At 71.9% G+C, this 25,518-nt stretch carries 22 protein-coding genes; 5 read left to right on the forward strand and 17 right to left on the reverse strand.

Annotated elements, in window-relative coordinates; all coding sequences use genetic code 11:
- Nucleotides 1-31 precede the first annotated feature (31 nt).
- A complete protein-coding gene (gene pruA / locus ACFWIC_RS16525; RefSeq protein WP_329876313.1) occupies nt 32-1,660 on the reverse strand; it encodes an L-glutamate gamma-semialdehyde dehydrogenase in 1,629 nt (542 codons plus the stop codon).
- A 256-nt stretch (nt 1,661-1,916) separates the two neighbouring features.
- On the opposite strand from pruA, the gene ACFWIC_RS16530 reads away from it, so the two are divergent.
- Nucleotides 1,917-3,518, forward strand: coding sequence for a helix-turn-helix domain-containing protein (locus ACFWIC_RS16530; RefSeq protein ID WP_329948650.1), 1,602 nt, complete (start codon nt 1,917-1,919; stop codon nt 3,516-3,518).
- A gap of 110 nt (nt 3,519-3,628) precedes the next feature.
- Here the strand turns inward: ACFWIC_RS16530 and ACFWIC_RS16535 are convergent, their stop codons facing one another.
- Both ACFWIC_RS16535 and ACFWIC_RS16540 read right to left on the reverse strand, forming a co-directional pair.
- Complete coding sequence (locus ACFWIC_RS16535; protein WP_329876317.1) at nt 3,629-5,110, reverse strand: alkaline phosphatase PhoX; 1,482 nt, start codon at nt 5,108-5,110, stop codon at nt 3,629-3,631.
- 214 nt (nt 5,111-5,324) lie between these two features.
- Entirely contained in the window at nt 5,325-6,656 is a 1,332-nt protein-coding gene (locus ACFWIC_RS16540; protein WP_380519138.1) for a hypothetical protein, read from the reverse strand.
- A gap of 182 nt (nt 6,657-6,838) precedes the next feature.
- Here ACFWIC_RS16540 and ACFWIC_RS16545 point away from each other — a divergent pair, with 182 nt between their 5' ends.
- Nucleotides 6,839-7,282 (forward strand): VOC family protein, encoded by a 444-nt coding sequence (locus ACFWIC_RS16545; RefSeq protein ID WP_329948648.1) that lies wholly within the window; start codon nt 6,839-6,841, stop codon nt 7,280-7,282.
- An 81-nt stretch (nt 7,283-7,363) separates the two neighbouring features.
- Here ACFWIC_RS16545 and ACFWIC_RS16550 read toward each other — a convergent pair whose 3' ends face one another.
- Nucleotides 7,364-9,040 (reverse strand): hypothetical protein, encoded by a 1,677-nt coding sequence (locus tag ACFWIC_RS16550; protein WP_380519140.1) that lies wholly within the window; start codon nt 9,038-9,040, stop codon nt 7,364-7,366.
- A 322-nt stretch (nt 9,041-9,362) separates the two neighbouring features.
- On the opposite strand from ACFWIC_RS16550, the gene ACFWIC_RS16555 reads away from it, so the two are divergent.
- A complete protein-coding gene (locus ACFWIC_RS16555; protein ID WP_355399838.1) occupies nt 9,363-10,694 on the forward strand; it encodes an MFS transporter in 1,332 nt (443 codons plus the stop codon).
- Between the two features lie 146 nt (nt 10,695-10,840).
- On the opposite strand, the gene ACFWIC_RS16560 is transcribed toward ACFWIC_RS16555, so the two are convergent.
- Genes ACFWIC_RS16560 through ACFWIC_RS16595 form a run of 8 tightly spaced genes read right to left on the reverse strand, consistent with a single transcriptional unit; the run spans nt 10,841 to nt 17,647 of the window.
- Nucleotides 10,841-11,227: a metal-sulfur cluster assembly factor gene (locus ACFWIC_RS16560; protein ID WP_329876327.1), complete on the reverse strand. Its 387-nt coding sequence runs from the start codon at nt 11,225-11,227 to the stop codon at nt 10,841-10,843.
- 22 nt (nt 11,228-11,249) lie between these two features.
- A complete protein-coding gene (gene sufU, locus ACFWIC_RS16565; RefSeq protein ID WP_329876329.1) occupies nt 11,250-11,702 on the reverse strand; it encodes a Fe-S cluster assembly sulfur transfer protein SufU in 453 nt (150 codons plus the stop codon).
- A 19-nt stretch (nt 11,703-11,721) separates the two neighbouring features.
- Nucleotides 11,722-12,969, reverse strand: coding sequence for a cysteine desulfurase (locus tag ACFWIC_RS16570; protein WP_329948692.1), 1,248 nt, complete (start codon nt 12,967-12,969; stop codon nt 11,722-11,724).
- A 23-nt stretch (nt 12,970-12,992) separates the two neighbouring features.
- The gene (gene sufC / locus ACFWIC_RS16575) at nt 12,993-13,757 is read right to left on the reverse strand and encodes a Fe-S cluster assembly ATPase SufC (RefSeq protein ID WP_329948645.1); all 765 of its coding nucleotides are present in this window, start codon (nt 13,755-13,757) and stop codon (nt 12,993-12,995) included.
- Nucleotides 13,758-13,763: 6 nt separating this feature from the next.
- The gene (locus ACFWIC_RS16580) at nt 13,764-14,081 is read right to left on the reverse strand and encodes a bifunctional 3-phenylpropionate/cinnamic acid dioxygenase ferredoxin subunit (protein ID WP_329948644.1); all 318 of its coding nucleotides are present in this window, start codon (nt 14,079-14,081) and stop codon (nt 13,764-13,766) included.
- Between the two features lie 4 nt (nt 14,082-14,085).
- On the reverse strand, nt 14,086-15,318 hold the full coding sequence (gene sufD / locus ACFWIC_RS16585; protein WP_380363238.1) for a Fe-S cluster assembly protein SufD: 1,233 nt from the start codon (nt 15,316-15,318) through the stop codon (nt 14,086-14,088).
- 58 nt (nt 15,319-15,376) lie between these two features.
- On the reverse strand, nt 15,377-16,792 hold the full coding sequence (gene sufB / locus ACFWIC_RS16590; protein ID WP_329876337.1) for a Fe-S cluster assembly protein SufB: 1,416 nt from the start codon (nt 16,790-16,792) through the stop codon (nt 15,377-15,379).
- A gap of 9 nt (nt 16,793-16,801) precedes the next feature.
- Entirely contained in the window at nt 16,802-17,647 is an 846-nt protein-coding gene (locus tag ACFWIC_RS16595) for a MarR family transcriptional regulator (protein ID WP_329948642.1), read from the reverse strand.
- Nucleotides 17,648-17,970: 323 nt separating this feature from the next.
- Between ACFWIC_RS16595 and ACFWIC_RS16600 the strand changes: the two genes are divergently transcribed.
- Both ACFWIC_RS16600 and ACFWIC_RS16605 read left to right on the forward strand, forming a co-directional pair.
- On the forward strand, nt 17,971-18,897 hold the full coding sequence (locus tag ACFWIC_RS16600; protein ID WP_329948641.1) for an ABC transporter ATP-binding protein: 927 nt from the start codon (nt 17,971-17,973) through the stop codon (nt 18,895-18,897).
- A gap of 41 nt (nt 18,898-18,938) precedes the next feature.
- Nucleotides 18,939-19,658, forward strand: coding sequence for an ABC transporter permease (locus ACFWIC_RS16605; RefSeq protein WP_380519176.1), 720 nt, complete (start codon nt 18,939-18,941; stop codon nt 19,656-19,658).
- A gap of 36 nt (nt 19,659-19,694) precedes the next feature.
- Here ACFWIC_RS16605 and ACFWIC_RS16610 read toward each other — a convergent pair whose 3' ends face one another.
- The 5 genes from ACFWIC_RS16610 to ACFWIC_RS16630 form a co-directional block, all read right to left on the reverse strand.
- Nucleotides 19,695-20,228: a hypothetical protein gene (locus ACFWIC_RS16610; RefSeq protein ID WP_329948640.1), complete on the reverse strand. Its 534-nt coding sequence runs from the start codon at nt 20,226-20,228 to the stop codon at nt 19,695-19,697.
- Nucleotides 20,229-20,386: 158 nt separating this feature from the next.
- Complete coding sequence (locus ACFWIC_RS16615; RefSeq protein ID WP_380519145.1) at nt 20,387-22,087, reverse strand: alpha/beta hydrolase; 1,701 nt, start codon at nt 22,085-22,087, stop codon at nt 20,387-20,389.
- A 3-nt stretch (nt 22,088-22,090) separates the two neighbouring features.
- Complete coding sequence (locus ACFWIC_RS16620; RefSeq protein WP_380363245.1) at nt 22,091-22,525, reverse strand: WXG100 family type VII secretion target; 435 nt, start codon at nt 22,523-22,525, stop codon at nt 22,091-22,093.
- 284 nt (nt 22,526-22,809) lie between these two features.
- Entirely contained in the window at nt 22,810-23,559 is a 750-nt protein-coding gene (locus tag ACFWIC_RS16625) for an LAETG motif-containing sortase-dependent surface protein (RefSeq protein WP_329948637.1), read from the reverse strand.
- A 302-nt stretch (nt 23,560-23,861) separates the two neighbouring features.
- Nucleotides 23,862-25,286 (reverse strand): choice-of-anchor A family protein, encoded by a 1,425-nt coding sequence (locus ACFWIC_RS16630; RefSeq protein ID WP_380364458.1) that lies wholly within the window; start codon nt 25,284-25,286, stop codon nt 23,862-23,864.
- Nucleotides 25,287-25,518 lie beyond the last annotated feature (232 nt).

Consider the following 25,518-nt stretch of genomic DNA (forward strand, 5'->3'; position numbering starts at 1 on the left):
GTCAGGGGACAAGGTCCCGGGGGGAGGACGTTCAGCCCATGTGCGGGTAGCGGTAGTCCGTCGGCGGGACGAAGGTCTCCTTGACCGAACGGGTCGAGGTCCAGCGGGCCAGGTTCTGCTTGGCGCCGGCCTTGTCGTTGGTGCCCGAGGCGCGGGCGCCGCCGAACGGCTGCTGGCCGACGACCGCGCCGGTCGGCTTGTCGTTGATGTAGAAGTTGCCGGCCGCGTTGCGCAGCTTGAGCATCGCGTGCTGGACGGCCTCGCGGTCCTGGGAGATGATCGCGCCGGTCAGGGCGTAGTCCGACACCGACTCCATCTGGGTCAGCATCTCGTCGTACCGGTCGTCCTCGTAGACGTGCACGGCGAGGACCGGGCCGAAGTACTCGTCACGGAAGTACTCGCTCGCCGGGTCCTGGCAGACCAGGACGGTCGGGCGGACGAAGTAGCCGACGCTGTCGTCGTACGTGCCACCGGCCAGCACCTCGACCTGCGGGTCGGCCTGGGCGCGGTCGATCGCGGCCTTGTTCTTGGCGAACGCCCGGTCGTCGATGACGGCGGACATGAAGTTCGACAGGTCGCTGACGTCGCCCATGGTGAGGCCGTCGACCTCGTCGCGGAACTCGTCCTTCAGCTCGGCCCAGATGGACGCCGGGACGTAGGCGCGCGAGAGCGCCGAACACTTCTGGCCCTGGAACTCGAAGGCGCCGCGGGTCATCGCGGTCTTCAGGACGGCCTTGTCGGCGGACGGGTGGGCGACCAGGAAGTCCTTGCCGCCGGTCTCGCCGACGATCCGCGGGTAGGTGCGGTAGCCGGAGATGTTGGTGCCGACCTCGCGCCACAGGTGCTGGAAGGTGGCGGTGGAGCCGGTGAAGTGGATGCCGGCCAGCGCCGGGTGCTTCAGCGCGACCTCGGAGACGGCCAGGCCGTCGCCGGTCACCATGTTGATGACGCCCTTGGGCAGGCCCGCCGCCTCCAGCAGCTGCATCAGCAGGTGCGCGGAGAACTGCTGGGTCGGCGACGGCTTCCAGAGCACCACGTTGCCCATCAGCGCCGGCGCGGTCGGCAGGTTGCCGGCGATGGCGGTGAAGTTGAACGGGGTGATCGCGTAGACGAAGCCCTCCAGCGGGCGGTGGTCGCTGCGGTTCCACACGCCGTCCGAGGAGATCGGCTGCTCGGCCATGATCTGCCGGGCGAAGTGCACGTTGAAGCGCAGGAAGTCGACCAGCTCGCAGGGGGTGTCGATCTCGGCCTGCTGGGCGGTCTTGGACTGGCCGAGCATGGTGGCGGCGGCCAGGGTCTCGCGCCAGGGGCCGGCCAGCAGGTCGGCGGCCCGCAGGAAGATCGCGGCGCGGGAGTCGAAGGAGAGCGCCTGCCAGGCCGGGGCAGCGGCCAGAGCAGCATCGACGGCGTCCTGCGCGTCCGCCTGGGTGGCGTTGCGCAGGGTACCGAGCCTCGCCGCGTGGTTGTGCGGCTGGACGACGTGGATCTCGGCGCCGGCGCCCATGCGGCGCTCACCGTTGATCGTCATGGTCAGCTGGACCGGCTCCTGGCCGCCCAGCTCCTTCAGCTTGGCCTCCAGACGGGCCCGTTCGGGGCTGCCCGGGGCGTAGCTGTGGACCGGCTCGTTCACCGGCGCGGGGACCTGGGTCACAGCATCCATGAGCGCACGCTCTCCTTCATGTCTTGCGGGGATGCCGGCGCGGGTCGCACGACGGCCACAGGACGAACGCTATTCCCGCACCGGGGCCCGCTTGATTGGCCGGGCGGCTAAAATCATTCGCACGGCGTTGTCCAACTGGATGAACAGCCGGCCGATCGCGCCGATCGACGCGCCGACCGCCGCAACGGCGAGGCGGCGGAAGGAAGGCGGACCGGTCCCCGGACGGGGCCGGCCGGTGCCCGAAGGAGGCGGACCGATGACCAGCCCGGGCATCCCGCTCCGCCAGTTGCTGATGTCGCTCGGCGAGCCGCTGGTCGAGCTCCAGGCCGCCCCGCACGGACTGGACGTCGCCGTCCGCGACGTGGCGATCCTCGACCCGGAGGACCCGCCCACCGCCGCCACCGGCGAGCTGGTGCTCGCCATCGGCGCCCGGGGCCGGGCCGCCCTCCCGGCGCTGCGTGCGGCCGGACGGGCCGGCGCCGCCGCGGTGGCCGTCAAACTGGACGCGCCCGGGCAGGCCGACGCGCTGCGCGAGGCGGCCACCGAGGCGGGCGTGGCCCTGCTCTCGGTCCGCCGGGAGACCCGCTGGGAGCACCTCGACTCGCTCGCCCGCGCGATCATCGCCGGGCCGGACACCCCGGACTCGCCGGGCACCGCCGAGCACAACGCCGGCGACCTCTTCTCGCTCGCCCAGACGGTCGCCGTCCTCACCAGTGGCATCGTCTCGATCGAGGACACCTCCAGCCGGGTGCTCGCCTACTCGCGCTCCTCCGACTCGGACGAGGTCGACGACCTGCGCCGGCTCTCCATCCTCGGCTGGCAGGGCCCCGAACCGTATCTGTCGAAGCTCCGCGAGTGGGGCGTCTTCCAGCACCTGCGCACCTCGGACACGGCGATCGCGGTCGACCCGCACCCGGAGCTGGGCCTGCGCCGCCGGCTGGCGATCGGCATCCGGGCCGGCGCGCAGCCGCTCGGCACCATCTGGGTGCAGGAGGGGGCCCAGCCGCTCGCGCCGCTGGCCGAGCAGGCCCTGGTCGGCGCGGCGCGGGTGGCGGCGGCCCAGCTGGTGCGCCGACGCCGGGAGCTGTCCGCGGACGTCCGGCTGACCCGGACGCTGCTCACCGGCCTGCTGGAGGGCTCCACCGGCGCGCAGTCGCTCGCCACCCACCTGGGGCTGGACCTGCGCCGCCCGGCGACCGTGCTGGCGTACAGCGCGGGCTCCACCGAGGAGCTGACCCGGGCCGAGGTGACCGGCCTGATCTCGGTGCACACGGCGGCCCGGCACCGGACCGCGCTGCTCGCGCCGATCGAGTCCCGGGTGTACGTGCTGCTGCCGGAGCTGCCGGCCAACCTGCCGATGGCGACGGTGCGGGACTGGGCGCAGGAGGTGGTCGAGGCGGCCCGGGACCACCTGGGCGTCCCGCTGCGGGCGGCGATCGGGTCGACCGTGGAGGGCCTCGCCCAGGTGCCCGACTCCCGGGCGCAGGCGGACCGGATCCTGGACGCGATGGGCCGCGGCGGGGTGGACCTGGAGGTCGCGGCGCTGATCGACGTGCAGGCGGAGGTACTGGTCAGCGAGGTGCTGGCGCTGCTCCAGGAGCGCGGCGGCCTGCGCGACCCGCGGCTGACCGCGCTCACCGCGTACGACCGCCGGCACGGCACCCGGCTCGGCGAGTCGGTGCTGGCCTGGCTGGACGCGCTGGGCGAGGTCAGGGTCGCGGCGGACGCCCTGCACATCCACCCCAACACGCTGCGCTACCGGGTCCGCCGGGCCGAACAGCTGACCGGCATCGACCTGGCCCAGCCGCAGCAACGCCTGCTGGCCATGCTCCAGCTCCGGCTCCCGGCCGAGCCGTAGCCCGCCCGCTCCCCGCCCGGCCCTGGTCCGGGCCCCCGGGGGGACGCACCCGTCGGGGGACGCGACGGGGGCCCGCCGAAGCGGGCCCCCGTCACTCACCTGCGGTCGGTTCAGGCGCCGTAGCCCTGGCCGCGCTTGTGCTCGTTCAGCCGGTGCCACGGGCCGGTGATGGCCAGCTGGATGCCGGGGACCTGGATGTTGGCGAAGAGGGTCTTGCCGTCGTCCGAGAAGGTCACACCGGTGAACTCGCTGAACTCGGGCTTGGTGGCGGTGCCGATGTTCAGGTCGTTGCGGGCGATCGGGTAGGTCAGCCCGTCCTCGGTGGCGCCGAACAGGTGGGACACGCCCTCGCCGTCCTCGGCGATCACGATGCCGCCGTACGGCGAGACGGTGATGTTGTCCGGGCCGTCGTAGTTGTCGTGGTCGCCGAAGACGTCGGTGTTGACGCCCAGCAGCACCTTCAGGGTGATGGTGCGGCGGACCGGGTTGTAGAACCAGACCTGGCCGTCGTGCTGCACCGGGCTCTCGGAGCGGGCGAAGCTGGAGACGAAGTAGAAGCCGCCGTCACCCCACCACATGCCCTCCAGCTTGCGGGCGCGGGTGACCTCGCCGTCCTTGAACTGCTTGCGGATCGAGACGGTGCGGGCGTCGCGGTCCTCGACCTTGACCCAGTCCACGCCGTAGGTGGTGCCGACCGTGGTGGCGCGGGAGAGGTCGTCGACGAACTTGCCCTGGGCGTCGAAGACCTTGAAGGCCTCCAGCAGACCGGCGTCGGCGGCCAGCTTGCGCAGCTGGTAGCGGCCGTGCTTGAAGCCGGCCGGCGGGGTCCAGCGGAACAGCAGGCCGTTCGGGTTCGAGGCGTCCTCGGTCAGGTAGACGTGGGCGCGCTTCGGGTCGACGACGACGGCCTCGTGGGCGAACCGGCCGAAGGCCTTCACCGGCTGCGGGTCGCGGTTGTAGTCGTCGTCGAACGGGTCGACCTCGAAGATGTAGCCGTGGTCCTTGGTCAGGCCGTTCTTGCCGGCCTTGTCCTCGGTCTCCTCGCCGGACAGCCAGGTGCCCCACGGGCTGACGCCACCGGCGCAGTTGGTGGAGGTACCGGCGATGCCGACCCACTGCTCGACCTTGCCGTTGGCCTTGGCGTGCACGATGGTGCAGCCGCCGGCCGCGCCCGGGTCGTAGACGTGGCCCTCGATCAGCGGGACCGGGTTCGGCCAGTTGGCACGGCCGCCGGACAGCTCGTGGTTGACGACCAGCAGGTTGCCGCCGCGCTCGTCCTCGAACGCCGCGGTGCCGTCGTGGTTGCTCGGGGTGAACTCGCCGGTGCGCAGCTTGGTGACGCCGGTCCGGTTGACGACCTTGTACTTGAAGCCCTTGGGCAGCGCGAGCAGGCCCTCCGGGTCCTGGACCAGCGGGCCGTAGCCGACGGCCACCCGCTCGGCCTCGGCGACGGCGGCGGCCGGCGCCTCGCCGCCGACCGGGGCGGCGATCGCGCCCGGCGCGCTGGCCAGCGCCTCGGCGCTGCCGGCGATCAGAACACCGGCCCCGACGACGGTGGAACGGTTGACGAAGTCCCGGCGGGACAGCGACATGGCAGTCACTCCTGAGGGGTGGCGCCGACCGGGACGGTCCCCGGTGCATGGCGTGCGAGGTGTCGAGGCTGGACGTCGACGCCCAGAGACTCCGCCCGTTCGGTGAACGCACGGTTAAGCAGATGCCTCGTCAGGGTGGTCATTTGCCGACCGTATTCGAACTCATGATCCGCCCTTCCCCGACGAACCGCAGGTCGAGCGGGCGAACGGGGGCTCAGCGACCGTTCCGGGCCACCCGCCACTGCTCCCAGGAGGCCAGCCAGAGCTGTTCGCAGAGACGGTGCTCCTCGCCCTCCCCGAGCCCCTCCGGAACCCGGTCCTGCGGCCCCCGGCCGGCCCGGCCGCGCCGGACCTGTTCCCAGGCCCGCTGCGCCGGCAGGCTCGCCACCTCGCTGGCGAACACCGTGTACCGGATCACCTCCTCGACCGCGGCGTCCCCCTCCGGCGTCCCCACCACCCAGTGGGTCAGCTGGGAGAGCCGGTTGAGCTGCTCGACCATCGACGCCACCGCGGCCAGCGCCTCCTCCCGGGTCTCCGAGGCGAGCCGCATCTGCTGCCGCACGGCCGTCTCCCAGCGCAGCGCGCCCGCCTCCGCGCGGGCTCCGCGGGACGGCCTGGGCGCCCGTCCGGCCCGGACCCGCGCCTCGACCGCGGCGGCCTCGCTGATGCCCTGGGCGATCACCGCCCGGTGCGCCTCCAGGCCGGTGGCCAGGGCGAGTTCGCGCTCGCCCAGGGGTACCTGACGGCCCCGCCGGACGGCCAGGTCGCGCAGCATCGCGGTCCGGCCCCGCAGGTACCGCTCCTGGTCACCGATCCGGGCCAGCTCGACGCCGCCGGGCGGCACCCCGCGGCCGCAGACGGTGACGGTCAGCCCGTCCAGCCGGAGGCGGCCGGCCCACACGGGTTCGGCCCCGCTGATCGGGCAGCAGCCGGGCAGCGCCGCACCGGACCAGAGCCCGCGCCGGTCCTCGTGCACCTCGACCGCGCGCGGCTCGCCGTCCACGGTGATCCACTCGCGCAGCGCCCGGACCCGGCCGGGGCCGTCGCCCTCGTCCACCCCGAGCTGTTCGTAGACGCGGTCGCGCTCGTCCTCGACCACGTCGTCCAGCTCGGGCAGCGGCCCGAGGCGCTCGACGCCGGGCCGGTGGGTGCGCACGGTGATGAACGGGCCGTCGGGGGAGCTCCAGTCGCCGGAGCCGACCTCGATCCAGCCCGGCCCGGCGACGGTACGGACGCCGCCGAATCCCGCGCCGGCCGTCCCCGTACCGCCGGACCGCGCACCGGACGCCTCGGTGCCGGCACCGCCGGAGGCGGCGCCACCGGCCTCGAACGCGACCAGCACGGCCCCGCCCGGCCCGAGCAGGGGCGCGGCGCCGTACACCGGGAAGGAGGCCGAGGCGAGGGTGCGGCGGGCGAACTCCTCCTGGGCCGCCAGGCACTCCTCCAGGTCGTCACCGCGGCATCCGTCCGGCCGGTCGAACCGGTCCACCGTCCCCGCGCCGTCCCTGTGCCGGCCGTCCCGCCCGCTGCCGCTCGCCCGCGTCATCCCGCGCCGCACCTCCTGGTCCTCGCCGTGCCCCGTCGACTGCGGGCAACGATACGTGGCCCGACCTGCCGGGTCATCAGGCCCTTTGCCGCAGCGGGCCGATCGGCCCGGCAAACGGAACCGGCGGCCGGCGGCCGTGTCCGGGCGCCCGGCTGTCGGTCCCCCTTCGTACGCTGGCCGGCATGACAGCAACCACGGAATTCCCGGCCCGGATCAGCATCGTCACCCTCGGGGTCACCGACCTCGACGAGAGTGCCCGTTTCTACGAGGCACTGGGCTGGCGCCGCTCCTCCGTCTCCAGCCCGGAGATCGTCTGGTTCCGCACCGCCGACTCGGTGCTCGGCCTCTTCCCGCACGACGAGCTGGCCGCCGACGCGGGTGTGCCGGCCGGCGGCGAGCCCTCGTTCCGGGGCGTCACCCTCGCGGTGCACCTGGAGTCGCCCGCCCAGGTGGACGCCGCGCTGGAGCGGGCGGCGGCGGCCGGCGCGACGGTGGTCAAGCCGCCGGCGCCGACCAGCTGGGGCGGCTACTCGTGCTACTTCGAGGATCCGGACGGCCACCTCTGGGAGCTGGCCCACAACCCGTTCTTCCCGATCGCCGAAGGCGGCTCGCTGGACCTGCCGTGAGGCCGGCGACCGATCGGGCGGGCCGGGCGCCCCGCCGCCCCCGCAGCCGGGCCACCCGCCACCCGGGCGGCCCCGGGCGGCTCAGCCCTTCGACCGCGCCTTGAACGCCGCCTTGCGGGCCTCCTTGGCGACCGTCCGGTCCAGGTGCAGCTCGCCGACCGCCTCCAGCACGTCCGCCGTGTACGGGTGGTCGACCCGCCACAGCTCGCCGAAGTAGCTCGCCGGATTGCCGGTCACCGGCAGGTCCGTGATCAGCTCGCGCAGCTGCTCCGGGTCGCCGCCGGAGTCGAGCAGCTGGGCCGCGAACGCGTCGACCACCGTCCACAGCGCCATCGCCCGCTCGGGCGCGGGCACGTCGGCCGCGCCGAGCGAGACCAGCCAGGTCCGCGCCCCGCCGCCGAGCTCCGGGTCGTCCAGCACCTCCCGGACGGCCGGCTCGGCGGGCCCGCCGAGCATGGTCAGCGCCGAGTGGCAGAGCATCCGGCGCATCGGGGCGTACGCGTCGTGGCCGCGCGCCGCGGCGAGCAGCTCGCGCGCCGCCTCCACCGGGTCCCGGTCGGTGATCCAGACCCGCAGTTCCTCCTCGGGCAGCACGTTGGCGGCCTCGCTGATCCCGCTGAGCAGCGCGGCGGCGTCGCCCCCGGCCAGGTCGCCGACCAGCGGCGCGTCGTAGCCGTCCTCCAGCAGCCACTGCCGGATGCCGTACTGGCCCAGCGGCGTGAGGCGGACCAGCCCGAAGCGGGCGGACTCCGCCTCGTCCAGCGGCTCCTCCGTGCCGGCCTCCGGCGCCGCGGCCTCGCCCTCCTCCTCGTCGAAGAGGTCCGGGTCGATCGGCCGGTAGTCCAGCAGGCCCAGCTCGGCCAGGTCCGCGAGCATCGGGTCCAGGGCGACCATCACGTCGGTGATGTCACCGAGCAGTTCCTCGCTCGGTTCCTCGCCCTCCGGCACCACCAGGAGCGCGGCCAGCACGCCGAGCGGCACGGTCTCGCCGCCCGGCTCTGCGAAGGCCGTGGTCTCGTACAGCACCTGGAGCGCCTCGTCGAGCAGCTCGGCGGCCTCGTCGCGGGCCTCCTCGACCTCGCTGAGCCGGTCCTCGTCGTCCTCGTCCTCGTCCGCCGAGGTCTCCGAGCCCTCGGTGTCCTCCCCGTCCTCCCCGCCCGCGTGACCGCCGTGCCCCTCGTGACCCGGCTCGGGCATCGAGTCGGCCTCGACGGCCAGCTCACGGACGATCCCGGCGGCGGTCAGCCACAGCTCCAGAACGGTCTCCGGGTCCCCCTCCTCGGCCGGTTCCAGGTCCGGCCCGGGAACGGCGACGTGCTCGCCGGCCGCCGTGGTACCGATCTCGATCAGATCCAGGTCACAGGCCAGCGACCAGGCGCGCATCGCCTCGACCACGGCCTCCTCCGACACCTCGCCCTCCTCCGGCGCGAGGCCGAGCAGCCGGGCGGCCGGCTCCCGGTCCGGGTCGGTGAGGTCGCCGAACTCGTCCACGGTGCGGTGCGGGGCCGTCCAGCGGGCCAGCTCCAGGGCCCACCCGAACATCGGGACGGCCTTCGCCTGCGCGGCCAGCTCGGCCTCGGGCGGCAGCGTCACCGGCGGCACCAGCACGGCCGAGTCGTCCAGGTCGTCGTCGTCCAACCCGTGTGCGGCGAACGCCCCGTACAGATCCTGCAGCTCCAGGTCGGCGGGCAGCACCGCACCCTCGCCCGGCGTGCCCGCCTCCGAGGTCCCGGCGTTCTTACGACGTCGTGCGGCCATCGTTGCGCGTTCTCCCTACCCCGAGGTCAATCCGCCGGCCCCGCGGCATCACCCGCGCGCACCGGTCCATCACCTCAGCGTATAGGCCGCGCACGCCCGATGCCCGGCCTCAAGGGGCGCGCGCCGCGAGCGCGCGCCTACCCCTTATCCTTCGAATCGGTACCGCGCACACCCCGCGCGGGCCCACGGGCAACGAAGCCCACTTCAGCTCACCCGCTCCACCAGGGAGCCCCGCACCGAGGCCACCACCACAGCGCCCAGGACGGGCGCGCCGGCATACCCCGCCGACCCCGGTGGTGCCCGGCCACAGGAGACCCCTGCCATGGCGGACCTCTCCCCCGCCGGCTCCGGCCTGCGCACCGCGCAGCTCGACGGACGCCGACTGTCGGAGGCCCTGCTTCCCCTGGAGCTCGCGCCCCGCGCCCAGCTCCGGCTCGCCGCGATCAGCCGCTGGAACGCGCTGCGCGGTGTCCGCGTCGGCCTCGTCGCCGCCGCCCTCCTCTTCATGCTGATCGGCGCCAACCTGGCCACCCCGATCTACCCGCTGCTCCAACAGCGGCTGTCCCTGACCGCGCTGGACACCACCGTCCTGTTCACGATCTACGTGTTCGCGCTGGTCCCGGTGCTGGCCGCGGTCGGCCACTGGTCGGACCACCTCGGCCGGCGGGCGCTGATCCTGCCCGCCGTGGCCCTGGCCGCCGCCGGGGACGTCGTCTTCGCCACCTCCGGCAGCTTCTGGCAGCTCGCCGCCGGCCGCGCCGTCCAGGGCGTCGCGGTGGGCCTGTCCACCGGCGCCGCCGGGGCCGCCCTCGGGGACCTGCTGCCCGACCACCCCACCCTGGCCGCCAAGCTCACCCTCGCCTGTTCCGCGGGCGGTGTGGCGCTCGGCCCGGTGGTCGGCGCCCTGCTGGCCGGCGGCTCCGACCCGCTGCTGACCCCGTTCCTGCTGCACGCGATCGCCCTGCTGGCGCTCTGCGTGCCGCTCGCGCTGGTCCACCCCCGGATGCCCGGCCGCAACCGCCCGCCGGCCTCCCCGCCCCGCATCACGACCCCGGCCCACCTGCGTCCGCAGCGCCTGGCCCTGCCGATCACCGGCCGCCGCGAGTTCCTGCTGGCCTCCTCGGCCGGCTTCATCTCCTACGCGGTCTTCGGCGTCTACCTCAGCCTGGCCCCGGCCTTCTCCGCCAAGCTGCTGCACACCGACTCCCGCCTGACCGGCGCCGTCGTCGCGGCCCTGCTGCTCGGCTCCTCGGCCGCCGCCCAGCTGCTCGTCCCGCCGACCGCCGACCGCCTGGTCATCGCCCTCGGCATGGCCGGCCTGGCCACCGGCCTCGGCCTGGTCGTCACCGCCCAGTACACCGGCACCCCGGCCCTGCTGTTCATCGGCAGCGTCCTCGGCGGCGCCTGCCAGGGGATCGCGTTCCGCTCGCTCTTCACCGGCGCCGTCGCCGCGATGAACCCGGAGCGCCGGGGCTCCGAGCTCTCCTCCCTCTGGGTGATCGTGTACCTCGGCTCGTCCCTCCCCATCGTCGCCGTCGGCGCGCTCGTCCAGGCCTACGGCCTCCTCCCCGCCACCAGCGGCTTCGTCCTCCTCGCCGCAGCCCTCTGCGCCGCCCTGGCCGTCGCCGTCGCCCGCCGGCCCAGGCACGCCTGACCACGGGAAACGCCGCTGCCCGGGACGGAGGATCCGTCCCGGGCAGCGGCGTTCGGCCGCGTCCGCCGGCAGACGCACCACTGCCGCGCGAACACTCCCCCGAAGGGGAGGTTCGCGCGGCAGTGGATCGGCGGAAGATCCGACCGTCAGACGTTGAAGCCGAGGGCGCGGAGCTGGTCGCGGCCGTCGTCGGTGATCTTGTCGGGACCCCACGGCGGCATCCAGACCCAGTTGATGCGCAGGTCCTGGACGAGGCCGTCGGTGGCGGTCCTGGCCTGGTCCTCGATGACGTCGGTCAGCGGGCAGGCCGCCGAGGTGAGCGTCATGTCGATGGTGGCCACGTCGGACTCGTCGATGTGGATGCCGTAGATCAGGCCCAGGTTGACGACGTCGATGCCCAGTTCCGGGTCGACGACGTCCATCAGGGCCTCGGTCAGGTCCTCGACGGAGACGGTTCCGGCGGTGGTGCCGACGATGACGGTCGGACCCTCTTCGGCGGAAGCGGAAGGGGTCGGCGTCTCGGTGTCACTCATGTGTCTGTCCTCCTCTTCTGCTTCAGTCGTTGACGGCGGGGTGCTCGGCCAGGGCCTTGGCGGTGGCGTCCTTCCAGGCCATCCAGCTGAGCAGCGCGCACTTCACCCGGGCCGGGTACTTGGAGACGCCGGCGAACGCGACCGCGTCCTCCAGCACCTCCTCGTCGCCCTCGCCCTGGCCCTTGCTCTGCATCAGCGCCAGGAAGGCCTCCTGGACCGCCTGCGCCTCGCCGACGGTCTTGCCCACCACCAGGTCGTTCAGCACCGAGGCGCTGGCCTGGCTGATCGAGCAGCCCTGGGACTCGTACGAGACGTCGGCGACCGTGCCGCCGTCGAGCCGCACCCGCAGGGTGATCTCGTCCCCGCAGGTGGGGTTGACGTGGTGCACCTCGGCGTCACCGTCGCGCAGCCCCTTGCCGTGGGGGTTGCGGTAGTGGTCCAGGATGATGTCCTGGTACATCGAGTCGAGCTTCATGTTCGCGTGCCCCGTCCCGTCAGCCGAAGAAGTTCCGGACGTGGTGGAGGCCGTCGATCAGGGCATCGACCTCGCCCGGCGTCGAGTACAGGTAGAACGACGCCCGCGTGGTCGCCGGAATTCCGTACCGCAGGCAGACCGGCCGCGCGCAGTGGTGGCCGACGCGCACCGCGATGCCCTGCTCGTCGAGCACCTGGCCCACGTCGTGCGGGTGGATGTCGCCCAGCGTGAACGAGATCGCGGCGCCGCGGTCGACGGCCGTGCGCGGGCCGATGATCCGCAGGTCCGGGACCTCCAGCAGCCGCTCGACCGCGTACTCGGTGATCGCGTGCTCGTGGGCGGCGATCCGCTCCATGCCGATGTTCGACAGGTAGTCGACGGCCGCGCCGAGCCCGACCGCCTGGGCGATCGGCGGGGTGCCGGCCTCGAACTTGTGCGGCGCCGGGGCGTAGGTGGACGAGCCCATCGTGACGGTCTCGATCATCTCGCCGCCACCGAGGAACGGCGGGAGGTCCTCCAGCAGCTCCTGGCGGCCCCAGAGCACGCCGATGCCGGTCGGGCCGAGCATCTTGTGGCCGGTGAAGGCGACGAAGTCGGCCTCCAGCGCCTGCACGTCCAGCACCATGTGCGGCGCGGCCTGCGAGGCGTCGATGACGACCAGCGCACCGACCGACTGGGCCTTGCGGACGATGGCCTCGACCGGGTTGACCGTGCCGAGCAGGTTGGAGACCAGGGTCACGGAGACGACCTTGGTCCGCTCGGTGATCAGCTCGTCGATGTTCGACAGGTCGAGCCGGCCCTCGTCGGTCAGCCCGAACCACTTCAGCTTCGCGCCGCTGCGCTGCGCGAGCAGCTGCCACGGGACGATGTTGGAGTGGTGCTCCATCTCCGTGATGACGATCTCGGAGTCCGCGTCGACCCGGTAGGGCTCCTCCGCCCAGGCCAGCATGTTGGCGACCAGGTTGAGCGACTCGGAGGCGTTCTTGGTGAATATCACCTCGTTGCGGCTCGGCGCGTTGATGAACGCCGCGACCTTGTCACGGGAGCCCTCGTACAGCGCCGTGGCCTCCTCGGCGAGCACGTGCACGCCGCGGTGGACGTTGGCGTTGTGCCGCTCGTAGTAGGTGTTCAGCGCGTCGAGCACCTGGCGGGGCTTCTGCGAGGTGGCGGCGTTGTCGAGGTAGACCAGCGGCTTGCCGTCGTGCAGCAGGCGCTGCAGGACGGGGAAGTCCTTGCGGATCGCGTCGGTGTCGAGCAGGCCCGACAGGACCCTCGACTCGTGCGTATGGGTCACTCGGAAGCGCCGCCCTTCACGTAGGACTCGTAGCCCTCCGCCTCCAGCTTGTCGGCCAGCTCGGCACCGCCGGACTCGACGATGCGGCCGGCCGAGAAGACGTGGACGTAGTCGGGCTTGATGTACCGCAGGATGCGGGTGTAGTGGGTGACCAGCAGGGTGCCGACCTCGCCGGTCGAGCGGACCCGGTTGATGCCCTCGGAGACGACCCGCAGCGCGTCGACGTCGAGGCCGGAGTCGGTCTCGTCGAGGATCGCGATCTTCGGCTTGAGGAGCTCCAGCTGGAGGATCTCGTGGCGCTTCTTCTCGCCGCCGGAGAAGCCCTCGTTGACGTTGCGCTCGGCGAAGGCCGGGTCCATCTGGAGGCCGGCCATCGCCTCCTTGACCTCCTTCACCCAGAGGCGCAGCTTGGGGGCCTCGCCGCGGACGGCGGTGGCGGCGGTGCGCAGGAAGTTGGAGACCGAGACGCCGGGGACCTCGACCGGGTACTGCATGGCCAGGAAGACGCCGGCCCGGGCGCGCTCGTCGACGGACATCTCCAGGACGTCCTCGCCGTCGAGCAGCACGGAGCCGCTGGTGACGGTGTACTTCGGGTGGCCCGCGAGGGAGTAGGCGAGGGTGGACTTGCCGGAGCCGTTCGGACCCATGATGGCGTGGGTCTCGCCCTGCTTCACGGTCAGGTCGACGCCCTTGAGGATCTCGCGGGGACCGTTCTCGGTCTCGACGGAGACGTGCAGGTCGCGGATTTCAAGCGTTGCCATGGGTACTCAGGACTCCTGGTTGACGGAGACGAGCACATCGTCCCCTTCGATCTTTACGGGGTAGACAGCGACCGGCTTGGTGGCGGGCAGCCCGGAGGGCTTGCCGGTGCGCAGGTCGAAGCTGGAACCGTGCAGCCAGCATTCGATCATGCAGTCCTCGACCTCGCCCTCGGAGAGCGCGACGTTCGCGTGCGAGCAGACGTCGTTGATCGCGAACACCCCCTCGTCGGTGCGGACGACGGCGACCGGGACGCCGTTGAGGTCGACGCGCTTGGGCTCGTCCTCAGCCAGCTCGCTCAGCGCGCAGGCGCGAAGGAAGCTCATCGGGTCAGACCGCCGATTCCAGCTCGGCCTCGATCTTCTCCATCAGCTGGTCCTGGATGTCGGCGACGCCGATCTGCTGGACCAGTTCGGCGAAGAAGCCGCGCACCACCAGGCGGCGGGCCTCGTCGGCCGGGATGCCGCGGGCCTGCAGGTAGAAGAGCTGCTCGTCGTCGAAGCGGCCGGTGGCGGAGGCGTGGCCGGCGCCGACGATCTCGCCGGTCTCGATCTCCAGGTTGGGGATCGAGTCGACCCGGGCACCGTCGGTGAGCACCAGGTTGCGGTTGAGCTCGTAGGTGTCGGTGCCCTCGGCGGCGGCGCGGATCACCACGTCGCCGACCCAGACGGCGTGCGCGTCCTTGCCCTGCAGCGCGCCCTTGTAGACCACGTTGGAGCGGCAGTGCGGGGTGTCGTGGTCGATGACCAGACGGTGCTCCAGGTGCTGGCCGGCGTCGGCGAAGTAGAGGCCGAACAGCTCGGCCTCGCCGCCGGGCGCGGCGTAGGAGACGCGCGGGTGGATCCGGACCACGTCGCCGCCGAAGGTGACGACGACGGACTTCAGCGACGCGTCGCGGCCGACCAGCGCGGTCTGCTGCGCGACGTGGACCGCGTCGCGGTCCCAGTCCTGGACGGAGACGAAGGTGAGCTTGGCGCCGTCGCCGAGCAGCAGCTCGACGTTGGCGGCGCGGGTGCCGGTGCCGGTGTGGTTGATCACCACGACGGCCTCGGCGAACGGCTTGACGTCGATCACGACGTGGGCGAAGCGGCTGCCGCCCTCGCCGTGCACGTCGATCTTGACCGGCTCGGTGAGCACCGTCTCCTTGGGGACGGTGACGACGAGCGCCTGCTGGAAGGCGCTGAACGCCTGCGCGGCGACCCGGTCGACCGGCTTGCCGGCCTTGCCGAGGCGGGCGTCGTCGCGGCCGACCGTCTCGGCGGTGACGCCGTCCGGCAGGCTCAGTTCGACCTTGTCCTCGCCCTGGGCGCCCTCGGCGGCGGTGCCGTCGTGCAGGCCGGCGAGGCGGTGCAGCGGGGTGAACCGCCAGTCCTCCTCGCGGCCGGTCGGCACCGGGAAGTCCGCCACGTCGAAGGACGGCTCGACCGTGACGCGGGCGTCGATCGGCTGCTGGACGGTGGCGCGGCCGGTGCCGGGGCCGGCGAGCTGCGCGCCCGCGCCGGCCGTACCGACCTCGATCGAACCGGCGGTGGTGGAGCCGGTGGGGGTGTTGACGTCAGCCATGGCTGTTCGTTGTGCTCTCTTCCTCAAAGTGTCGATGGACGGCGGGGCGGCCGGCGGATCAGCCGACGGAGCCCTCCATCTGCAGCTCGATCAGCCGGTTCAGCTCCAGCGCGTACTCCATCGGCAGCTCGCGCGCGATCGGCTCGACGAAGCCGCGGACGATCATCGCCATGGCCTCGAACTCGGTCATGCCGCGGCTCATCAGGTAGAAGAGCTGGTCCTCGCTGACCTTGGAGACGGTCGCCTCGTGGCCCATGGAGACGTCGTCCTCGCGGACGTCGACGTAGGGGTAGGTGTCCGAGCGGGAGATGGTGTCGACCAGCAGCGCGTCGCAGAGCACGTTGGACTTGGCGCCCTTGGAGCCCTCGCCGATCTCGATCAGACCGCGGTAGGAGGTGCGGCCGCCGCCTCGCGCCACCGACTTGGAGACGATGTTGGAGGAGGTGTTCGGCGCCATGTGGACCATCTTGGCGCCGGCGTCCTGGTGCTGGCCCTCGCCCGCGAAGGCGATCGACAGGGTCTCGCCCTTGGCGTGCTCGCCCATCAGGTAGACGGCCGGGTACTTCATGGTGACCTTGGAGCCGATGTTGCCGTCGACCCACTCCATGGTCGCGCCCTCGTACGCCACGGCGCGCTTGGTGACCAGGTTGTAGACGTTGTTCGACCAGTTCTGGATGGTCGTGTAGCGGCAGCGGCCGCCCTTCTTGACGATGATCTCCACGACCGCGGAGTGCAGCGAGTCGGAGGAGTAGATCGGGGCGGTGCAGCCCTCGACGTAGTGGACGTAGGCGTCCTCGTCGACGATGATCAGCGTCCGCTCGAACTGGCCCATGTTCTCGGTGTTGATCCGGAAGTAGGCCTGGAGCGGGATGTCGACGTGGACACCCTTCGGCACGTAGATGAAGGAGCCGCCCGACCAGACCGCCGTGTTCAGCGCGGCGAACTTGTTGTCGCCGGCCGGGATGACGGTGCCGAAGTACTCCTTGAAGACCTCCGGGTGCTCGCGCAGCGCCGTGTCGGTGTCGAGGAAGATGACGCCCTGCTCCTCCAGGTCCTCGCGGATCTGGTGGTAGACGACCTCGGACTCGTACTGCGCGGCGACACCGGCGACCAGGCGCTGCTTCTCCGCCTCCGGGATGCCGAGCCGGTCGTACGTCGCCTTGATGTCGGCGGGCAGGTCCTCCCAGGACGCGGCCTGCTTCTCGGTGGAGCGGACGAAGTACTTGATGTTGTCGAAGTCGATGCCGGTCAGGTCGGAGCCCCAGGTCGGCATGGGCTTCTTGCCGAACAGCTTGAGGCCCTTGAGCCGCAGGTTCAGCATCCACTCGGACTCGTTCTTCTTCGCGGAGATGTCGCGGACGACCTCCTCGCTGAGCCCGCGCTTGGCCTCGGCACCCGCGGTGTCCGGGTCGGCCCAGCCGTACTCGTAGGTGCCCAGGCCTTCGAGCTCCGGGTGCGAAACGGTGTCAGTCATGCGAGCTTCCTAACGCGCGGACGCTGAATCATCGGTGGACGTACCGGCAGTCGGCGCGGCATCGGTACCCCGACCGGCGGCAGTGCGCAGGGCGGGCGACGATGCGGCACCGGGTGCCGGCACATAGGTGGTGCAGACCCCGTCGCCGTGGGCGATGGTGGCCAGTCGTTGCACATGGGTGCCCAGCAGTTGGGAGAAGACCTCGGTCTCCGCCTCGCAGAGCTGCGGGAACTGCTCGGCGATGTGCGCGACCGGGCAGTGGTGCTGGCAGAGCTGGGCGCCCGCCGGGGCCTGCGCCGCAGCGGACGGAACCCGCCGCACCGTGGCAGCGTACCCGTCGGCGCTCAGCGCCTGGGCGAGGGCCTCGGTGCGCTCCTCGACCTTGGCGGACCGGACGGTCTCCAGGTACTTCTCGGCCTGCCGCCCGAACCGGGCGCGGGCGAAGGCGGCGACCGCCTCCTCGCCCACCGCTCCGCCGCCGACGGCGTCGGAGATCCAGTGCAGGGCGTCGGCGGCGAGCTGGTCGTACGCCTGGTAGAAGGCGTCCCGGCCGCCGTCGGTGAGGGCGAAGACCTTGGCGGGACGGCCCCGGCCACGGCTGCCGTACACCCGCTGTTCGCGGGCGTCGACGAGGCCGGCGGCGGTGAGCCCGTCCAGGTGACGGCGGACGGCGGCGGTGGTCAGACCGAGCCGGTTCGCCAGATCGGTGGCGGAGGAGGGACCGTGGTCGAGGATCGACCGGGCGACCCGGTCCCGGGTGGCCCGGTGGCCGTCCAGGAGCACCTCGGCCGCCGTCGCGGGCACGGCGCAGCCGGGGGCCGACTCGGCCTCCGGCTGTACGGGGTGCTCGCGCATGTTTTTCACAACACCAGTGTTGCGTAATTCCTTCCGGCAGGACAAGCCGTGACCCAGACCTCATCCGTGGCATCTGTCACGCAGGTAAGCCTTACCTGACCTGCGGAAACGATCACCGGGGGTTCCGCTTCGCCGGTCACCGGGACGGCTCCGGGCCCGGGCCGGGGGGTCCGCCCAAGCGGAATCCAATCCTCCGCCATGCCCTTCTCGCCCCGTCCACCGACCCCGGCCCGCTTCGAGCCGCGCTCCCGCGCGGGCTCCGCCGGGGCTCGCGTGCGGGCTCCCGTACGGCCGCCGTGTTCGGTCCTCTTAGACTCGCCGGTATGCATTCCGATCCCGCGGTCCAGATCACCGGGCTGGTCAAGCGCTACGGCGAGAAGACCGCGGTGGACGGTCTCGACCTCACCCTCGCGCGCGGCGCCGTCACCGCCGTCCTCGGCCCCAACGGCGCCGGCAAGACCACCACCATCGAGACCTGCGAGGGCTACCGCCGCCCCGACGCCGGCACCGTCCGCGTCCTCGGCCTCGACCCGGTCACCCAGGGCGCGGCGCTGCGCCCCCGGATCGGAGTGATGCTGCAGTCCGGCGGCGTGTACGCGGGCGCACGCGCCGTCGAAATGCTCCGGCACACCGCCAAGCTGCACGCACACCCCCTGGACGTCGACGCGCTGGTCGAACGGCTCGGCCTCGGCTCCTGCGGCCGCACCACCTACCGCCGGCTCTCCGGCGGACAGCAGCAGCGGCTCGCCCTCGCCATGGCCGTGGTCGGCCGCCCCGAGCTGGTCTTCCTGGACGAGCCCACCGCCGGCCTCGACCCGCAGGCCCGCCGCGCCACCTGGGACCTCGTCCGCGACCTGCGCCGGGACGGCGTCACCGTCGTGGTCACCACCCACCACATGGACGAGGCCGAACAGCTCGCCGACCGGGTCGCGATCGTCGACCGCGGCAGGGTGATCGCCGAAGGCACCCCGGAGGAACTGCGCCGCGACGGCGCCGAAGGCGGCCTGAGCTTCGACGGCCCGCCCGGACTCGACCTCGCCACCCTGCTCAAGGAGCTGCCCGACGGCTCCACCGCCGCCGAGACGACGCCCGGCAGCTACCGCATCGAGGCGCCCGTCGACCCGCAGCTCCTGGCCACCGTCACCGGCTGGTGCGCGGCCTGCGGCATCCTGCCCGAGCGGCTCGCCGTACAGCGCCGCAGCCTCGAAGACGTCTTCCTCGACCTGACCGGACGGGACCTCCGCTCGTGACCACGTACTCCCCCCGGCCCGGTGCCGCCCCCGTCGGCCGGATGCTGCTCGCCCAGACGGCGTTCGAGACGAAGATGCTGCTGCGCAACGGCGAGCAGCTGCTGCTCACCGTGATCATCCCCACGGTGCTGCTGGTCCTCTTCTCGGCGGTCGACATCGTCGCCGTCGAGGGCCCCGGCAAGCGCGTCGACTTCCTGGCACCCGGCCTGCTCGCGCTGGCCGTGATGTCCACCGCGTTCACCGGGCAGGCCATCGCCACCGGGTTCGAGCGCCGGTACGGCGTGCTGAAGCGGCTCGGCGCCAGCCCGCTGCCGCGCTGGGCGCTGCTCACCGCCAAGACCGGCTGCGTCCTGGTCACCGAGGCGCTCCAGGTGGCGCTGCTGGCGGTGATCGCGCTCGCACTCGGCTGGTCCCCGCAGGGCAACCCCCTCACCGTGGCCGCCCTCCTGGTCCTCGGCACCGCGGCCTTCTCCGGACTCGGCCTGCTGATGGCCGGCACGCTGAAGGCGGAGGCGACGCTGGCGGCGGCCAACCTGGTGTTCATCCTGCTGCTGCTCGCGGGCGGGGTGATCGTGCCGCTGTCGAAGTTCCCGGCGGCCGTGCAGTCCGTCCTGGAGCTGCTCCCGATCGCCGCCCTCTCCGACGGCCTGCGGTCCGTCCTCCAGACCGGCGCGGGCGTGCCCTGGTCGGACCTCGGCATCCTCGCCGGCTGGTCGGTGCTCGCCCTGACCGCCGCCGCCCGCTTCTTCCGCTGGGAGTGACCCCTCCGACTCCCGGGCACACACCACCCCCGAGCGTCAGGACGGCGGCGGCGTCCCCTTCGGCCAGACGCAGGGCGTGCTGACCTCCAGCGACAGGTTGTGGCTTTCGCCTGAAACTCCGTCGAGGATCGCCAGGAACTTGTCCTTGGGGTTCTTCAGCTTCACCCAGTCGGCAGTAGCACTCGGATCCGGCTCGAATCCCTTCCCCATCAAGAACGTGCGAAAGGCAGCGGCGGCTTCCGTTTTGCTCGCCAACGGAACGTCGCCGAAATCATACCCGCGAGAGGTCTGCATCCTGCCGTGCGGACCCACGTCATTGGCATCGCAGTGCGAGTCGAGGAAATCGGCTGGACTTGCCGTGGGTTTGACCGTCAGTCTCGCCAGAATTTCCGCGAGATAGGTGTCGACCTGAGCCTTGGCCTGCTCCAGGGTGACCGTGGACCTCCTTCGTTCGGGGATGGTCTCCGCTCCGCAGGAACTCAAGGCGAGCACCACCACGGCCAAGGCGGCTACGGCGGCCGTCCGGCCGGGCCGCGCCGAGTCCGTGGATGCACGTACGACAGCTCCCATGGCTTCCACTTCCCAACAAAGACATCCCCGTGGCGGGGGAAAGCGAGTGATGTCGTTCCAGACACCGGCATTTCGGCGCCGTGAGCGCGATCGCGGACTCGATCGCCGCTCACCACAGCGCCTTGACGGCACTGCGAAGGTTCGCTCGGTGATTCTCGTCATTTCCTCCCGGCGATGATCTCGCCCATGGCCTGGAGCGAGACCGAGCCGGGATTCCAGTAGTCGGAGTGGCCGGTTCCCGGGTCAGTCGGGATTACCTGCGCGCCGAATCCGGGAAGGATGGGGTCCCGCCCGTGGATCAGGTGATGATCGGGGTTCTGGAGCACCCCGTAGTAGTCCCCGAGGTTGTTGCCGAAGTTACTCGCCAGACCGTTCGCGTTCATGGGCGGGGCCATCGAAATACCGTCGGCGTCACCTTGTGCCGCGAAGACGCGGGACGGATCGACACCAAGATCACGGGCGTGCTCCACGCCGGCTCCGGGGCTGGCGATCAGCACGACGTTGTCGACCGGCAGGCCCTTGTCACGCAAGGTGTATCCGACGGTCGTGGTTCCGTAGCTGTGGGCGAGGATCGTGTTGTTCGACGGTTCTCCGTCATGCGTGGCGCGGAGTCCCGCTTCGAAGCTGTGCAGGCTGTTCCCGGCGTTCCTGGCGTAGCTGTCGTTCATCGCCTCCGGCGTGATGGACTGCGGCGCGTCGTAGCCGACCCAGGTGATCGACGAGGTCGTCCTGGGGAGACCTGCCTTGACATTGGCGGTGTTGGCCGAGGCGACCATCCGGTCCGACCGCTCGATGTCGCTGTCGATGCTGCCGAGCCGGGCCCCGGTGCCGGGGACGTACGTCGAGACGTTGTCGGCGGTGTCGGGGTTGTTGACCGCGACGATGGCGTGGCCGTTGCCCTTGGTGTCGAAGCCGAGCAGATAGGTGGGCGGATGCTTGTCGTCGACCTTGGTCATCAGCCGCTTCTCGATGGCGTTCACACCGATGACCTGCTCCTGGAGGAGGGCCTTCCTCCGCTCCCACTCGTCGTGCGCCGGGTTCGAGACGGCGCCGTTCATGCCCGCGACCTTCGCGGGCGGTTCGGGGCCCAGGTGGTCGAGCTGGGCCTGGAGGTCCAGCTTCGCCTGTTGGAGCGTGAGGCGGTTGGCCCCGTCACGCGCGACGGCCGGGATGCCGTCGAGGTTGCCGATCCGGTCGGGGTGGTCGTGGACGAACCTCTGCTGCTGAGCCGGTGTGAGGCCGCTCCACCACTGCTTGACGCTGTTCGGGTCGGTGCCCGTGGCGGGTATCTGCTCGTGGGCGGTCTCGGCAGCCAGGTCCTGCGCCACGGTGGCGGCGTTCAGTCCCGTGCCGTTGCTCGCGTTGGTCGCCAGGTGGTTGAGCCTCGCACTGATCTCCTGGTCGGCGTGGGCCGCCTCGTTGAGTGCGGCGGTGATCCGGTTGCTGATGGCGACCGCGGTCGTCTCCGCGCCCGAGCCCGCGAAGCCCGGCGAGGCGGGCTCGTTGTCCCACGTGATGCGCCCGTCGGGCGCCACGTCGAGCTTCGCGTTCCTGGCGTCGTCGAGGGCGCTGATCAGATGGGACTGGGCCAGCGCGAACTGTTCGACGGCGTTGGCCAGGGCCTTGCTGACGAACGTGAGTTCCTGGCGGGCGGCCCGGAGTTGACCGCCGAGGTCCTTGACGCGGCCCTGGGCCACGGCGGAGGTGGGTCCGGTCCAGTGCGAGGCGCCCAGCCGGTCGGCGACCTCGTGCTGCCAGGCTTCCACGTGCTGTCCGAAGGCCGTGGCCAGGGCGTCGAAGGCGTTCTTCGCGGTGGTGATGTTGTTGAGGTTGGCGTTGTAGAGGCCGGCGATGTCCATCGGCTACCGGGACTTCCGCTCTGCGGCGGCACGCGCCGTGGCGGTGGCGGGGCTCTCGCCCGCCAGGACCGTCCCGAACGGATCGGCCCCCGGCGTCGGTGTGGCGCCGCCCTGCGCGGGGCCCGCCGCACCGCGGAGGTGCGCGTAGACGCTCTGCTCCCCCTGCTGGTAGTGGGCCGCCGTCTTGACGAGCTTGGAGCCGACGTCCGACATGTCACCGGAGAGCTTGTCCAGCAGCGTCCTCCAGTTCGTGCCGCAGGTGCGTATCGCGGTTGCCGTGAGCCAGCCCTGGAGCGTCGCGGCGGCCCTGTCGCTCGGTGCGACGATCCTCGCCGTCTCTCCCGGCACCTGACCCGCTATGTGCTGGGCGCTCTGCCCGCAGCCGGCCAACGCCGCCGGATTGACCTTGAACTCGGAAGCGAGATCGGGATTCGGCACGGTTCCCCCCTGTGCGTCGTCTCAGCGTCGTGATGCCGGAAGTCTGCCGGACCCGGCCCGGTGGCGTGAATGAGTACTCGTACTCAATTGCCCCTCGGTGTCCGGCCGTTCCTCCTCCGCGCCGCACTTCGCGACGCCGCACGGCCGCGCTGCCCGCACAGGAGGTCGGCCCGTCCGACTTCCTGTGCGGACGGCACCTCCACCGGCCCGGGCCCACGACGGCGCCGGCCCCTCGACTCGGATGAGTCGAGGGGCCGGCGCCGGCCGGAACCGAGCGGTGGGCGTCAGCTCTCGTCGCTGCTGCGGCGGCGACGGGCGAGGAGGACGAGGGCGCCGCCGAGGACCACGACACCGCCGCCTGCGGCCGCGATCACCGGGGTCGCGTCGCTGCTACCGGTGGAGGCCAGCACCGGGGCGACCGGCGTCGAGGTGGCCGTCGGGACCGGGGTGGGCGTGCGGGTCGGCGTCGGGGTGGGAGTCGGGGTGGGTGTCCGCGTGGGGGTGGGGGTCGCCGTCCGGCTGGGAGTCGGCGTGGGAGTCGGCGTAGGCGTGGGAGTCGGGGTGGGAGTCGGCGTCGGCGTAGGAGTCGGCGTCGGCGTCGGGGTGGGAGTCGGGGTGGGCGTGGGAGTCGGCGTCGGCGTCGGCGTCGGCGTAGGAGTCGCGCAGACCTCGATCGTCTTCGTCTCCGTCTTGTTCCAGTCGTTGTTCTTCGGGTCCTCGGTAGTGGTCACCACGAAGGTGGCGCTGATCGGCGCGTTGTGCGCCTTCACCGGGAACGTCTGGTGGAACTCCTTGCCGAACTCCTTCTGGTCCAGCACCTTCTCACCGTCGACGGTGAGGCTGACGGCGTTCTTCACGCCGGCCTTGTCGCTGTAGTTGACCAGGTCGATCACGATCTTGTCGCAGGTGACCTTCCAGGCCGGCGTGTGCGCCGAGGCGCCGGTGGCCAGGGCCACGGGCAGCAGGACTGCGGTGACCGCCGCCCCCGCGAGTGCCGCGCTACTGATGCCTATCTGCCGCCGCTGTCGCGCCATTTCGTTGTCCCCTCCGGACGGTCTTCTGCAGCAGGCGAATCGAGTGGATCAGCGGTGGCCCGCTACGGCTGTCCGGGGGACTCTACCGGCACCCCCGTGTCCCTCTACACCCCACCGCACGACCGGATTTCGCCTGTCCGTCCGGCCTCGGATGTGCAAGAACCAGCCCATCACACCCGCGACCTCGCAGGACGGCGGTTCGGCGAAACTCGAATGAACTCCGTCAGAGTGGCTGAAAAACAGCGACCCCCGGCGATCCGAATCGATCGCCGGGGGTGCCGCATCGGTCGGAACCGAAAGGGTCAGCCCTGGTTGGCAGCCTTGCGTCGACGGGCGACCAGCACCAGCGCGCCACCGGCGGCGATGACGACCGCGCCGCCGATCGCCAGCGGCACGACCGGGCCGGAACCGGTGTGGGCGAGACCGCCCCCGGTGCTGGCCTCGGCCGACGGGCTCGCGGAGGCCGAGGCGGCCGGCACCGCTGCCGAACCCGAGGCGGAGGCCGACGGGCCGGCCGAACCGCTCGCGCTCGGCCTGGCACTGCCCGGGACGGACGCCGACGGGCTCGCGGAGGTGCCCGGGGTCACCGAGGCGCCCGGCGTGCCCGGGGTGGCCGACGGCGTGCCCGAAGCGCTCGGCGTGCCGGTGGAGCCCGGCGTGCTCGGCGTGGTGGTGGCGGACGGCGTACCGGTCGGCACCACCGGCGGCGGGGTGGTCGGCGGCGTGGTGGGCGGCGTCACCACCGGCAGGCAGCCGGTGAACGGGAAGTGGTGCGTCTCGGCGCCTGCGGTGCCGGTCAGCGAGGCGACGATCACCGAGCCGTTGACGGGGCCGCCACCGGTGGGCTTGGCGCCCCCGACGCCCGGGGTGTTCAGGGAGAACGCGGCGTTCGGCGCCAGCACGGTGCCGGCCCAGGCGGCCGCGCCGTTCTTGATCACCTTGGTCGCGGTCGGGAAGTTCCAGAGCAGCTTGGCGCGGACCGCGCCGCCGTGCGCGCTCTGCAGCTTGTCGTCCAGGAGGTAGGTCTTCTTGCCCTCGTCCCAGAGGTTGAAGCCGGTGGTCTTCGCGGCGGACATGTCGTACGAGTCGCCGGTCACGTTGACCACGGTGACCGAACCCGCCGGCACCTTCAGGTAGATGTCGGTGGCGCCCTGGAGGGTGGCCGCGCTGACGGTGAAGCTGTTGTACGCGGCGTCGCCGCTGGTCAGGTAGAGCTTCGGGCCCTGGGCCTCGACCTTGGCGGCGGCGGTCTGCGGCACGGCGGCCAGCTGGACGGAGGCGGCGCGCAGCTTGGTGAACTCGGCCTTGAAGTCGATCGGCGAGGCACCCTGGCTGATCTTGCCCTGGTGTGCGTCGATGACGGCGCCCTCGGCCTTGGAGCCGTAGATGCCGTTGCCCTTCATCACCTGGGTGTTGTGCCCGGTCACTCGACCGGCGACGACCAGGGCGTTGCCGCCGGGGAGCGCCTTCACCTGGTCCGCGGTCAGTTCCTGGCCGACCGAGAAGCCGCCGGTGAAGTCGGCGTTTCCGCCGACCGCCACCGCACCCTCGGCGTCCGGCGTGTGGGTGTCGTCGCCCTCGACGAACTCCCCGTAGAGGTTGGCGACTCCGAGGTTCCGGCACTGCTGGCCGGGCTCGGCGGCGTGGGCGGCAGCCGGGGCGATGAGGCCGGCCAGGACAAGGGATCCACCGAGCGCGAGCGCAGCGGCGGGTACGGGTATGCGCATGTGCAGGATCTCCGCTTACGTGCGGGGGTGTGGGAGGGGTCCCGAAAAAGGTATGGACCAAACCGCACTCTTTCGGCCAAACGAGTGATTGGTCAAGACCAATGACCAGGTTGCCCGAACAGTCCGTTTTGCTCCTCCCGTTCGGACTGCGGGTTTGCCGTAGCGGCAAGGCGGGAAGATCAACCTGCCGCTCACCACGTCACCGCGCGACGCCACTCCCCCGTCGGCCCCT

The organism is Kitasatospora sp. NPDC127035 (assembly GCF_042726075.1).
In the GTDB taxonomy this organism is placed as follows: domain Bacteria; phylum Actinomycetota; class Actinomycetes; order Streptomycetales; family Streptomycetaceae; genus Kitasatospora.